The sequence below is a fragment of the Acinetobacter sp. NIPH 817 genome, from assembly GCF_000368405.1.
GTDB lineage: Bacteria > Pseudomonadota > Gammaproteobacteria > Pseudomonadales > Moraxellaceae > Acinetobacter.
In genome coordinates, this window is the sequence record NZ_KB849420.1 from 2,032,334 (window position 1) to 2,045,821 (window position 13,488).

The 13,488-nt window shown below is 38.7% G+C and carries 7 protein-coding genes; 4 read left to right on the forward strand and 3 right to left on the reverse strand.

Annotated features, from left to right (window positions below):
* The first annotated feature begins 35 nt into the window (after positions 1 to 35).
* The 3 genes from F968_RS13305 to F968_RS13315 all read left to right on the forward strand — a co-directional run bounded on the left by F968_RS13305 (position 36) and on the right by F968_RS13315 (position 3,245).
* Positions 36 to 425, forward strand: coding sequence for a PaaI family thioesterase (locus F968_RS13305; RefSeq protein WP_004793825.1), 390 nt, complete (start codon positions 36 to 38; stop codon positions 423 to 425).
* 35 nt (positions 426 to 460) lie between these two features.
* Positions 461 to 2,203 carry a tannase/feruloyl esterase family alpha/beta hydrolase gene (locus tag F968_RS13310; RefSeq protein ID WP_004793826.1) on the forward strand — a complete coding sequence of 581 codons (1,743 nt, stop codon included), beginning with the start codon at positions 461 to 463 and terminating at the stop codon, positions 2,201 to 2,203.
* A 145-nt stretch (positions 2,204 to 2,348) separates the two neighbouring features.
* Positions 2,349 to 3,245, forward strand: coding sequence for a DMT family transporter (locus F968_RS13315; protein WP_004793828.1), 897 nt, complete (start codon positions 2,349 to 2,351; stop codon positions 3,243 to 3,245).
* Between the two features lie 14 nt (positions 3,246 to 3,259).
* Here the strand turns inward: F968_RS13315 and F968_RS13320 are convergent, their stop codons facing one another.
* Positions 3,260 to 4,330 carry an AraC family transcriptional regulator gene (locus tag F968_RS13320; protein WP_004793830.1) on the reverse strand — a complete coding sequence of 357 codons (1,071 nt, stop codon included), beginning with the start codon at positions 4,328 to 4,330 and terminating at the stop codon, positions 3,260 to 3,262.
* Positions 4,331 to 4,459: 129 nt separating this feature from the next.
* On the opposite strand from F968_RS13320, the gene F968_RS13325 reads away from it, so the two are divergent.
* The gene (locus F968_RS13325; RefSeq protein ID WP_004793832.1) at positions 4,460 to 5,920 is read left to right on the forward strand and encodes a coniferyl aldehyde dehydrogenase; all 1,461 of its coding nucleotides are present in this window, start codon (positions 4,460 to 4,462) and stop codon (positions 5,918 to 5,920) included.
* Between the two features lie 262 nt (positions 5,921 to 6,182).
* Here F968_RS13325 and F968_RS13330 read toward each other — a convergent pair whose 3' ends face one another.
* Together F968_RS13330 and F968_RS13335 are read right to left on the reverse strand one after the other, a co-directional pair.
* Positions 6,183 to 7,073 carry a DUF6882 domain-containing protein gene (locus F968_RS13330; protein WP_004793834.1) on the reverse strand — a complete coding sequence of 297 codons (891 nt, stop codon included), beginning with the start codon at positions 7,071 to 7,073 and terminating at the stop codon, positions 6,183 to 6,185.
* A gap of 14 nt (positions 7,074 to 7,087) precedes the next feature.
* On the reverse strand, positions 7,088 to 13,477 hold the full coding sequence (locus F968_RS13335) for a two-partner secretion domain-containing protein (protein ID WP_004793837.1): 6,390 nt from the start codon (positions 13,475 to 13,477) through the stop codon (positions 7,088 to 7,090).
* Positions 13,478 to 13,488 lie beyond the last annotated feature (11 nt).

Here is a 13,488-nt window from a genome sequence, read left to right on the forward strand (position 1 = left end):
TTTTATAACACTTACAAAAGGATGGACACTTGATTATGGATCAAAAAACTTTAGAACATTTACCCCCAATTCACCATCATTTAGGTGGGCACAATATTCATTGGAATGACAAAAACACTGAGCTGACTATCCATTACACCGCAATAGAAAGCTTTACCAACCCGCGCGGCACAGTTGAAGGCGGCATGATCTGCGCCATGCTCGATGATGTAATGGGACTTTTTGCATATCTCGCCAATGACCGTAAACCAGCCACCACCATCAACTTAACTATGGATTTTTTAAGACCCTGTGCGGTAGGCGAAGTTATTACAAAATGCCGATTCATTAAACAAGGGAAAACTGTACTGAATCTCGAAAGTGAAGCTTGGCAAAACGACAAAATGATTGCACGAAGTACAGCAAATTTTCTGGTTTTAGATTAAACCCATCACCCTTTATAAAATAAGGATATTTATAAATGAATGACAATAAAAAACGTTTTTGGACCCAATCAACCTTATTACTTGCCATTGCAGCAGTATTGGTAGGCTGTGGTAATGACAATGACAGTACAACATCATCACTAACACTTCCCAAGCTTACTCCTGCTGTTGGTGCAAAATTAAATGGAAGCTGTTCCGACCTTACAGGTTTTCATTATGATAATACCGTCATTAGCTCAGCGATCCTTCAAGAAGCGGGTACATTGACTGTAGCCAACAAACCAATTGGTGCTCATTGTTTAGTCAAAGGTTACATGAACCAACGTGTAAGCCCAGTAGATGGACAAACCTATCAAATTGGTTTTGAAATGCGCTTACCTATGGATTGGAACGGCCGTTTTCTCTATCAAGGTAACGGCGGCACCGATGGTAATCTTGTGCCTGCAACAGGTCAGGTTGGTAGCGGTGGCCCACTCACCAATGCACTACATGACGGGTTTGCTGTCATTTCTTCCGATGCTGGACATAACGCCTCACAAAACCCAATGTTTGGTTTAGACCCTCAAGCCAGAATCGACTACGGCTATGGGGCAATTACCAAACTCACACCTATGGCAAAAAACCTAATTAAAACAGCATATGGTAAATTGCCAGACCGCTCCTATGCAGGCGGTACATCGAACGGCGGGCGTCATGCCATGATTGCTGCAACCCGTTTGGGCGACCAATATGATGGAATTTTAGCAAGTACACCGGGTTTTCATTTACCTCGTGCAGCCGCGGCTCAACTCTACACAGCGCAGCAACTTCGTCGTGTTGCAACAAATGAAAATGACCTAAGTACCGCCCTTACTCTTTCAGAGCGTAAAGTATTAGCAAAGTCGATTTTAGATCGATGCGATGCGCTAGACGGTGTTGCAGATGGCTTGGTTCAAGATGTCGAGGCTTGCCGTACAGCTTTTGATATTCACAAAGATGTACCCGTTTGCTCAAGCACAAGAGATGGCACTTGTTTAAGTACCGAACAAATTGATGTATTAGCCAACATTTACCGTGGCCCTGTAAACTCTGCTGGACAAGCGCTCTATGCAACCCAGCCTTTCGACCCTGGTTTAGTCGGCAGTAACTGGGCAAGCTGGAAATTTGAATCTTCGGTAGGCACAGCGCGTGACCCAGTTGCTGTTGGTATTCTTTTTCAGGTTCCGCCCGACCCAACTGTGACTCAAAACTCTAGACAATTTGCCTTTAATTTTAACTTTGATACTGACTATCCAAAACTCTCGGCAACCAATAACGTGTACACCGAAAGTTCGATGTCATTCATGATGCCGCCCGATGAATTGAATCTGGATAAACTCCGTAATCACGGTGGAAAAATGATTGTGGTACAAGGCACAGCAGACGGTGTTTTCTCTGTAGATGACACCCAAAATTGGTACGATCAACTGCTACAACACTATAAAAATGATGCAAAAGGTACAGCACCTGAATTTGCACGTTTCTTTAGAGTTCCGGGCATGAACCATACCCGTGATGGGATTGCGACCGACCAATTTGACGCATTGACTGCTTTAGTTAACTGGGTCGAATATGGCCAAGCACCTGACAAAATCATTGCGACCGCACGCGGCGCAGGTAACCCAAGTGGTCAAGTGAATACTGAGCTTCCGCAAGACTGGGCACCAGACCGTACCCGTCCACTTTGTCCTTATCCACTGATTGCCCGTTACAATGGTCAAGGTGATAGCGAGAAAGCTGAAAACTTTAGCTGTAAATAACACTCTATAAAATTAAAAGAGGGCTGACCTAGGCTCTCTTTTTTATTCTAATAAGTATCACTATTGAATCATTATCGAATGATATTTCATCCAATACCTACTTCGCTGCTAAAATAACATCGAAAATTAAGAACTGTATTTCTCTATGCAAAATCAGACTGCTTCAAACCTCCCCTCAACTCAACTTGGAAAAGCACTGCTTTGTCTTATGACATCGGCATTATTATTTTCCATTATGGGAGTGTGCATTCGTTTTGCTTCGCAAACGGTAGACAATGCGACTGTCGTGTTTTTTAGAAATGCAGTGGGTTTATTTATTTTTATTCCGATGCTGTTTAAACAGGGTTTAGACTTTATTAAAACCGATAAACTCTGGATGCATACGTGGCGGAGCCTAGTTGGGCTTGCCGCAATGTATGGTTTTTTCTATGCCATTGCGAACTTAAAATTATCAAATGCCATGGTTTTTAGTTATTCATCTCCTATTTTTATTCCGCTGATTGCTTGGCTTTTTTTAAAAGAAAAAATCACCAAATCGATGATTTTTGCCGCAGTTATTGGGCTCATTGGAGTTTTATTTGTCGCTAAACCCGACCAAGGTTTATTTAACGCATTATCTTTTATTGGCTTAGGGGCATGCTTTTTATCCGCAATGGCTTTTGTCACCGTAAGAGCCTTAACCAGTACAGAGCCGCCTGAACGTATCGTTTTTTATTTCTGTATTTTTGGTAGTTTAATTTCATCTATTCCGATGTTCTGGCATTGGCGCATTTTCACTTGGCATGAACTAGCCCTACTCATTGCCGCAGGACTTTTAGCTAATATTAGTCAACTGTTTATGTCTTATGCCTATAGCTTAGCACCGGCAGGACAAATTGGCCCAATGAATTACATTGCCATTATTTTTGCAGGAATATGGGGATTTGTTTTTTGGCACGAATTACCGGATCTATTCAGCATTATCGGCATATTTATTATTTTATTTGCGATTTTGCTCTGTAATCCATTTTTGCAGAACAAGTTACTCTCTCGATTTAAATAGCGACATACCTGATTCTAATTTAGGTACTGTATTCGATACTCATTTGGTGAAATGCCTGTCCAATGACGATAGGCTTTTCTAAAATTAGAGGTATCTGAAAAGCCAATTCTCTCAGCAATTTCATCTACGGTTAAAGTTGTTTCTCGCAAATATTCATCGGCAAGACGGCGCCGAGTTTCATCTAATAATTCTTGATAAGTCAGACTAAAACCTGCCAAGCGCCGATGTAAGGTACGCTTTGACATATGTAAGCGTTCAGCCATTTCTTGAGCTGATGGAAAAAGCCCCGTTCCTTCCAATAATATTAAACGGATTGTTTTCACCAACTCAGGCTCTTCAAGTTCAGCTGCACCTAGCATCCGCTCACAAAATGACTTACACATGTCCGCAGTAATCGGGTTGGCATTTGGGCAAGGTACATCGAGCCACTTTAAATCAAAATGCCATTGCATTACCCCAGCATTAAACTGAACAGGACAATGAAACACTTTTTCATATTCTTCTGCATAGCCAGGCGCTGGATAGGGCAACAAAAGTTTCTTCGCTTGAAATGGGCCTTCAAGCACCCGTTCGATTAAGGTTTGCATAGAGCTAAACCAAAACTCGCACACTAAAGGTAGAAGCTTACCAAGTGCAATAATGTCCTGCCCTTCAAAAATTGCAACATCATCTCGGATATAAAAAGATTTCTTTAAAATAGGCCCTGCAAGCTTAATGTGTCGAATGCCAAGCTCTACCGCTTGTCTAAAATTACGCGAAGAGTAGAGTGCGTAACCATACACCCCAAAATCTGATAACCGCTGCTTTTGCCCTGCACGCAGACCAATTAAGGGATCGTGAGATAGTTTTTGAATATTTTGAAATAAATGAATTTTTTGGACTTGAGAAATATATAAAGAGGATTGATTCATCGTATTTGGTGAAATATTTGTGCCAGACAGAACTTCTGATATTGAATGGCCTTGCGAACCCATTTCATCAAATAAACTGGTCAAACCCAGCAAATATGTATTCGAACCTAAGGATGTATTATCATAATTTCCTTCAATAACACTATTTGCATTTTTATAAAGATTTTTAGGCATTTAACTCACACCATCCCTAGAGTGACGTGCATAATGGCACTAAACTACCTCTTGTTGTCTCAATTTAACATCGACCATATAACGCTTCAAGCATAAAGTATGATAAGCAAAAGTATGGAAGGAACAATAATGGAAAGCTCCACTTTAAAAGAATATAACGGCTCTGCCACAGAACATATGGAACTTATTTTTTCCAAACAACGTGCCAATTTTGAGGCGGATCCCTATCCAAGTCTTGAGGCACGTCGCACAAAACTGCATCAACTCAAAAAACAAATTATTCGTTATCAAGATGCTTTGGCTGCTGCGATTAATTCTGACTTTAGTTCAAGATCACTTGATGAATCTAAACTACTCGATTTGCTTGGCTCAGTGTTAGAGGCTGATCATGCAATTCATCATTTACGCCGCTGGATGCGTCCAAGTAAACGCCGTACTGAGCTTTTATTTTTATCAAACCGTTTAAGTGTGCAATACCAACCTAAAGGTGTGGTTGGTGTGATTGTGCCTTGGAACTTTCCCGTTTATTTAGCACTTGGCCCGCTCATTGCCGCTTTGGCTGCGGGCAACCGAGTCATGATTAAGCTGCCTGAAATTACCCCAAATACCAACGCAATGCTACGACGCATGCTTGCTGAAGTCTTTAATGAAGATGAAGTGACCGTGTTTGGTGAAGAAATTACAGACCCAGCAAGATTTACCTCGTTGCCATTTAACCATATCGTCTTTACTGGCTCCCCTACTATTGGCAAGGTCGTCATGCGAGCAGCGGCTGAAAATCTAACCCCTGTTACACTTGAGTTAGGCGGTAAATCACCGGCAATTGTGAGCCGTAATTACCCACTTGCCGATGCGGCAAAACGCATTACCCATGGTAAAGCAACAAATAGTGGTCAAATCTGTGTAGCGCCTGACTACGCGTTGGTTCCCAAAGAAAGTATTGATGAATTTGTTGAAGCTGCAAAATCAAGCTTTATAAAAATGTTTGGTCAAAACATTGAAAGTAATGAGAATTACACATCGATTGTAAATGACCGTCATTTAAAACGTATTCAAGATATTTTGACTGATGCACAAGAGAAAGGTGCCCGCATTATTCCTTGCGATACTTATAGCTTCGACCAACAAGGTCGCAGAATGCCTGTACAGATTGTGCTGAATTGCACTCCCGACATGCGCATAATGAAAGAAGAACTCTTTGGCCCTATTTTACCTGTGGTGGCTTACGATTCTTTAGATGATGCGATTACCTATGTGAAAACGGACGAACGACCTTTAGCACTTTACTTCTTTACACATAGCTCGGTAGAACGTGATCGTATTTTGCGTGAAACTCATTCGGGTGGTGTGACCATCAATGATTGGGGCTGGCATGTAGTTAACCATGATGCTCCTTTTGGCGGTATCGGCAACTCAGGCATGGGGTCATATCATGGCGAAGAAGGCTTCCGTGAACTTTCTCATGCAAAAACTGTATTTATTCGTCATCGGTTTTTCCCGACTCAGCTTTTCCACCCTCCTTATGGAACATTCCTACAAAAGTTAGCAATTCGCTTTTTCTTGAAAAAAGGCGATCCAAATATTAAATAAGGATGATAAAAAAGCCTCGTTATGAGGCTTTTCTATAGGCTCAAAGAATTTATTGATGTAATAGATTTATATTTCAATCACTTATAGGGAAATTCAGAATTTTTTAGAACCAAGACCTAGTATGAGTAATAGCTATACTGTTCCTATTAAAGTAATCAATAAAATGGTACATAATTAAAAAAGCTTGGATTACCAAGCTTTTTTAATACTAATAAAATATCTATATTTAAATAAATAATTCTCTACAACTAATCATCAAAGTTTATTTACTGTCATTTTTAAAAACGATATAAATCCAATTACCATTCACTTTACCTCGATATGCTCCATCAGCTTTTGCCAAATGTGCTGCTAAAGCAGTAAAGTTCCATGCTTCTTCTTCACTACAATAAACTAATTGTTGTTGTAACTCAGCAATTTCATATTGTTCTCCGTACTTTTTAACAATTAAAGCCACTTCTTGCAGATCCTGTGGAATAGAAGGATGTTCCCACGCCCACATAAATGTTTGGTTTCTCTCATCATAAGTTCCTATCACATTAATTTCAAAAAACTCTTGTCGATCACCAATATTAAATGTTATGCCCCCTATAACAAGATCAATATCCCAATCATCTACAATATTCATACCCCAATCATTTGATGCTTTTAAAGTCTTTAGCTCTAGCTCTTTACGACATGCTAGATAAATAGATTGAATATTTAAGCTTTTGACATCATCTTGATATGTATTCGACTGAGTATTACTATCTGTTAAGGTTTCTTTTTTAATTTCTTCTTCAAGGTCAATTGTAGGATTACCCTCATACCATTCAGGTATTCTTGGATTATATTCAACTTTTATTTCTCCATCAAAATGCAAAGTAAAAGTAATACCCCAAATTATTTCTTTTGTTCTTATATAATTCTCTTTCTGAATCTCAATAGCCCTATCACACAAACTAGTAGAAACACTATTAAAGGGATCTTCTCCATCTGTATATATATCCCCTGTTTCATCTATATTTCCATCAAAAACAATAAATTGCTCAAACTTAGAAGAGTGAATAAACATGCCAATTTTTGTGACAATTGAATCCCATGGCCTATTTTTAACAAAAATTAAAGATTGCTTTTTAAATAATTCTATATCGGAACTTAATAATTTATACATTCATTTAATCTCTATTACTGTGAAAATTGATAATTAGTGGATTTTCCATTAATAGTAGCAGTTACTATAAATTTATTAGGTCTACTACTGCCAGTGGGATAACCTACTGCAACTTTCATATTTACATCCTTGCCTAGTTTAACCGCATTTGCTAACTCACTTTCCATAGCTTTCCAACTACCGTTATTTAATGTTTTGGCCATAGGAACTAAATTAATACGATCCCCTGAACCACCAAGAGATGCAGCTATTAAATGTCCTCCTTGATCTCCAGAAATGCCACTTTTACCAGCAATACTTTGTTGATAATTATTTCGATCCATTAAAATATTTCTTAAATTGGCAGTAACCTCTTTAACATTCCCGCTATTATCGGTAACGTATGCAGCACCATTAGGTAACAAATAAGCTGAATTTGCTTCAAGCTTCCCATTGGCTTGCTTAGCCCAGCCACCTTTTGCTCCCACATCTATTTGATGAATTTTTTTAACATCCCCCCGATTTGCAAGTTCCTCTATTTTTTTATCATCAAAAAATTGACCGTTTTTAATATTTGGTAAACGCTTCGCAATAGTATTCCTATCTTTAAGGAGATCCTGAACAATCTTGACATCTTTTTTATCAATTCCAGTTGCAAGATCAATTAATGCCCAAGTTCTTTCAAGAGGAGTTGAACCGGCACTAAATGCTGTTTTAAAAGAATTCAACATATCTTGATATTCACCTGTAGCAGTATCTTTTAAAATATCCTTCCAAACATTGGTATCATTTAAGTTCTTGCCAGCTTTTTGTAATTCAGTAGCTTTTTTAAAAATCTTATAGGCAGCTTTACCCGTAGATGAAAGTACTTTACCCCAATTATTTTCTATAGCAGTTGATGCGGATTGCGAAGCAACAGTTACATCATATCCTGCTGAAGCAGCAACTACACCCGAAATCAATTGGCCAACATTTTTAACTTTATTTAGCTGAGCTTGACTATAATCTCCCTCATTTTCAGGTTCCATATCAAACGATCCAGCAACCATTTCCCCAACTACCGCCCCAATCGCTCCAGCTTCGCATTTTTCTTGTAATGAACTAGCAATACAACCAGCTGCAGCATGAGCTAGTTTATGCAAAATTTGGTCAGAAAGTTCTTTACTACCAAGATCAAGATTTTCACCAATTTCTCCAGCTAAAGAACCTTGTAATGCTACACTCAATCCTGCCACAAGACTTGCACTTAATTTTTCACTTAGACTACCTCCATTAATTGCCGTATCAACACTAGCACTAACAGTAGAATTAACCAAAGCTTGTCCCACTCTACCTGATAAATTTGTAAAGAATTCTCCAGACTTAGCAGTTTCCTGCAAAGCTTTCATCTGATCAATTGTTGCAATTTTACTTAAAATTCCTGCTGTAACAACAGATGTTGCTAAACTCTTAATTGAATCTTTACTTCCTAAATCTTTAAGAGTCTTACCAATATCTCCGCCATTATTAATTAAACTAATACTTGCTTGAGTTGCTAAGCTTGTAACAGCTGCATTCGCCATGGCACCTAGAGCTGATGGAACAATTGCTCCCGCTGCTGTTGTTGTTACACCAGCAGTTCCAATCATGCTTGCGCCTAGACCAACTGTAGTACCACTTGCTGCTGTTCCTCCAGCCGCACCTGCCGCTGCAGCAGTTCCTGTACCCATAGTCACAATTGTTATAATAATCACAATAATTGCAGCACCGGCAGCAGTAAGACCTTGCTGTTTATAGTCCCAGTCTTTTTGAGTTAATAAAACTTTTTGCCAATCTACATCTTTTCGGTTTACTAATTCTTTTAAATATTCGTTTCCTGGTTTTTTAGATAAATCAAGAATCGCATCACGTAGCTCTACCTTATTTGCATCTTTTTCACTAATTGGAATTTGTACACTTAAACCACCTGTAGCTTTAAAGGTAGGTAAAACTGGACCGTTAAAACTTGGTAATTGAGCAGTTTCAGTAATTGAGCCTTTATCCTGCATAGCCTGCCAAGCTAATGAGCTTTTTTCTTTTTTTAAGAGCTCTGTAATAGATGTCTTAGCGGCTATTAACTCAAGTGTTCCTCCAGTTTCAATCGTTGCACCTTTTAAATACTCAAACTCTGTTCCAACAAGCTTCGTCTTATCAACCGCTTGCGTATTAATATAATCTGCTTTTAAAGTTGCAGGTAATTCACTAATCTGAGTTCGTGTTGTATTAGTAGTAGTTTTTGATGAGCCCAAAAGTGAGATAAGTTTAGAATATGAGGTTTTCTTTGTAACATCCACTGTACTGCTAGAAGATTCTTCCACAGTGTAAAAGTTAAGATTTCCACCAGATTTAATCGAAATTGTTCCACCTTCGGCAGTAAAGCGCCCAGAATAAATATCAATATTATTATCTGGAGCTTTAGCATCTACTGACGGATCTAGTTTCTTGGTTTCAATAGAAATATTCTTAGCAGAAATATCAACTGAAGCTGCATTTGTTTCATTATTCTCAGCTACAGTCGTAATATACTTTTTCTTTAAACCACCCCATGATTTTTTCTTTTCAGTTGTAGTAGTCAGGTCATAGCTTTGCTCAATAGCCGCATCAAATAAAATACTTTTATTTGATTCTATTTTCACATCACCATTTTTCGAAGTAATACCCGTAGCTTGTAAAACTAAATTATCGTCTTTGGTTTTACCTACTGTTCTGATATTAACCCCTTTATCACCATTAATAATGGTAGGGCTGACTAGTGTTCGGAAACTATAATTCCCTTCACCTTCAGTACCTTTTTCATAAAAATCTGTATGACCATCGATAATAATACTTGCATTTAATAATTTTGGTGGCTGATTAGCTCCACTATTAATTGTAGATTTATACTGTTCAGCTAAAACTCCACTTGCTTCTAAATTAACTTGTCCCAATTGAGCAGAAATATTTCCTCCACTAATAGATAAACCTTTAGCAGAGGTAATATTTATATTTCCTGATTTTGAAGTTAATTTAGTTTCAGCATGTTCAGATCCATCTACATTCGAATCAAACATCTTTTTTAATATTTCAGCATCATTTAATGACTGTTCATTTAATTCTATAGCCTCTAATAAACTACTATACTTACTTAAACTTTTTTCAATTTTATTTGATTCTTCTATCAAATGCATTGCGAAATCATGATTTCCACTAAATTCTACCAGTTGAGCATATCCCCTCATGCTCTTCATTGTGCCTACCTCTTTTGTATAAGCTTGATATTCTTCTGATGTTTTTAAGCTCTCCAGTGTAGTTTTAATATTATTAAAGTCATCAATTGAGTTTTGGGAATATTTCTTAGATTGTAAGTTTTTTAGAGAATTTTTTATCCCATCAACTAGCACATCATCTTTACTTGAAACAATCTTAATATCTTTTTGTGCAGTTAACTGTGAACCTTGAATATCAACTTTAGCACCTTCTAAATTGATACCGCCATTTGCTGTATCCAACTTAACAACTTGTTCTGATCCATTCCCCGCAGTTCCACCATAGCCCTTTAAAGTTAAAGTGCCATTTTTAGAAACAAGTTCAATATCACCTACCGCCTTTAGACTATAAACTTTCGGGTCAATGGTTAAGTTAGAATTGGTTTGAATTGTTAAGTCACCATTTAAACTATTTAACTTTGTATCATTCTTGAGTAAATCACTTCCGACCGCATTTAAGTTCAATCCAGTCTGGCCTAAAATAAAACCGCCAGCCTCTAATAAAACCGCCCCGCCCGTTAAATTTGTATTTTGTAATACTTGGTTTCCTGTAGCCGTTACAGAGGTCACCCCCTTAGATGTTAGGTTGGTGACTTTATCCGCAATCCATTTGGTCGCTGGCGTATACTCAGCATTGCTATAAACCGTACGACCAGAGCTTACCGCCAGATGCTGGTCTGATGTAGCATTCACCCCCTGTAAAGTCAGTAAATCTTTTGCATAGAGTTCGGTATTACCTTTTGACGTTAATACGCTATCGATAATTGTACTCATGCCCGCTCTACTATTGATCGCAAGTTTACCAACCGTAGAGCTGAGGTCTGTATTTTGGATTTTAATATCGGATTTACTATTTTCTATCGAAACAGTTTGTCCCTTTAGAACATTATTTACCGTTTTAAATCGACCCGTATCCCCAGTAACAACTACATCGGTATTAGCCTTTAGATTGATTCCATTATTACTCGAAACTAATATATCGCCCTGATTTGCATTAACTTGTACCGATTGCAAGTTAACGGTGCCATCACCAATCGAGCCAAGCGTTACCCCTTTTGAACCACTAATAACAGACTGATCAGTTGTTAGTTCATCTTTATCAGCCGAAGGCATCGCCTTGGTTATCTGGGTCGAGTTTAAATTTATATTTTTATTCGCGAGTATAGAAATCTTTCCAGCCGAAGATGTAGCCTTTAAGCTATTTGCAGTAATTCCACCAGCAAGTGCGGTTAGATTAATATCACCTTGAGCCTTGAGTGCCTGACTTAAAACAAGATCAGCAATTTCAGAACTCACGTCGATATTCTTTTGTGAAGTCAGTGCACTATTGAGTGCTATTTGATTGGCATGGAGTTGAATGCTGTCTTTATTGGAAATTTCTTTTGCTGTAACGGTTAAATTATTGGCTGCATCAAGCTGAACCAGACCTGTAATAAGAGGAAGTGCTTTGTCAGCATTGTTCCAGACCAGATCACGTCCACTGTAGGCTTTAATGTTTTTAACACGTGTTGCAGCATTTTCAAGTGAAAATCCAAGATTCTTTAGATTTAGATCTCCTGAACTATACAGGTTTAAATCTTTACCCGCATAAATCGTCCCACCTTGAAGATCAATCAGGTTTTGGGTATTAGCCGAATTTGCTTGTAGATTGATTGAACCTAAAGATGCCTGTATATGGTTCTCTGTAAGTGATAACTTACCGTTACTTAAAACATTTAAATCTTTGGCAGCAATCAGTTTTGCGCCTTTTGCTGCAACCAAATCTTTTTGTACCTGTATGGTTGCTGTACCACGGTTACTTTTGAGTTCTGATCCAGCGGCAAGATTGATATTCGCAGCATCAATATAGACATCTCCACCTTGTGAGTCATCCATAATGCGGGTATCTGCCGCTAAATTGATATTACCTTTGGCATTAACGATTAAAGGTGAGGAAGCCACGCTACCGACATTAATAATAATTTCTTTAGCATTTACATTCAGGTTATTACCTGAATCGATATTTAGCATGCTATTACTGTTAATACTGCCTGATGAGTTGATATCGGCAGCTGCACCCGTACCTGTTGTTTGTATGTTCACTAAACCTTGGGTTTTACTGGTCGAACTGATGGTGCCACTGTGTTCAATTTTTCCGGCACTGGTAATCACCAGATTATTGACTGCCTGAATAGTCCCCGCGTTAGTCACGCCCAAACCTTTTTCAGTCCCCATCAGATAGATATTATTAGCATACATCCCACCCAACGCTTTAACATCTACAGCCAATGTCGGTGCAGTTCCTGTGCCTGTTTTAGCTGTAACATCCTGCAAATCTGCACTGACATTATTTGCCCCAGCAATCACCTGAATATCATTTTTGGCACGTAGTTCAGCACTAAGCTCTAATGCACGCGCATAGAGGTCCACATAATTGGCATCGTTATTATTTCCACCTAGTCCAAATTTAGAATTAGGGTTTGCTGAAACCGTAATTTTTCCTTGGTCAACCGTAAACTGCTTAATACTGCCATCAGCATTTAACTGAGGTTTACCTGTAGTAAAAATTGCCTTGTTGGCATTAATAAAGCCGCCACCTTTAATACTAATACCAGACGGGTTGGCAATAATCACATCTGCCATTTGCCCTGCAACTTCCAAGTTCCCTTCAAAGCGTGAAGCCGCTGACGAATTTACTTCATTTAAAATAACTCGCGCTTCGCCTGTAGCTAAAAATGGGTTGGCTGCAACGTTTCCTACTGTTTGTGTTGTAGCCCCTTGGCGGCTGTTATTCAGGACGGCACCTTCAGCCAGTACATCAAACTGTTTATAAATATTATGGGATATCCCATTTTTGGGAGTTTGAATATTGACTACCGGAACAACTGTACCAGCCGAGTTCTTACCAGCACCAATCACTGCTCTATTCGCAGCATTTGCTGCACTATCCGCTACAATACCCGCATAGACAGGTGCTAAAGGCATCCACAAACTTATACTGGCAACCAATGCTTTCACTTGCCAGAGTTGGTGAAATGCCTGAAATTCAGTGTTATTAATATTGCTCTGGGTACTTGCTTCACTTTGGCCTGATGCCTTGGTTTGGCTCCGTACATTTTCAGCCACAGCCACAAACATTTGACGTGCTTTGCTATAAATAATGCGATAACTATTCTTGTTCATGAATAAAGTCT

Bases quoted from the DNA above. Each gene is read 5' to 3' on its own strand.
- F968_RS13305 (WP_004793825.1), top strand. From the start codon at position 36: ATGGATCAAAAAACTTTAGAACATTTACCCCCAATTCACCATCATTTA.
- F968_RS13310 (WP_004793826.1), top strand. From the start codon at position 461: ATGAATGACAATAAAAAACGTTTTTGGACCCAATCAACCTTATTACTT.
- F968_RS13315 (WP_004793828.1), top strand. From the start codon at position 2,349: ATGCAAAATCAGACTGCTTCAAACCTCCCCTCAACTCAACTTGGAAAA.
- F968_RS13320 (WP_004793830.1), bottom strand. From the start codon at position 4,330: ATGCCTAAAAATCTTTATAAAAATGCAAATAGTGTTATTGAAGGAAAT.
- F968_RS13325 (WP_004793832.1), top strand. From the start codon at position 4,460: ATGGAAAGCTCCACTTTAAAAGAATATAACGGCTCTGCCACAGAACAT.
- F968_RS13330 (WP_004793834.1), bottom strand. From the start codon at position 7,073: ATGTATAAATTATTAAGTTCCGATATAGAATTATTTAAAAAGCAATCT.
- F968_RS13335 (WP_004793837.1), bottom strand. From the start codon at position 13,477: ATGAACAAGAATAGTTATCGCATTATTTATAGCAAAGCACGTCAAATG.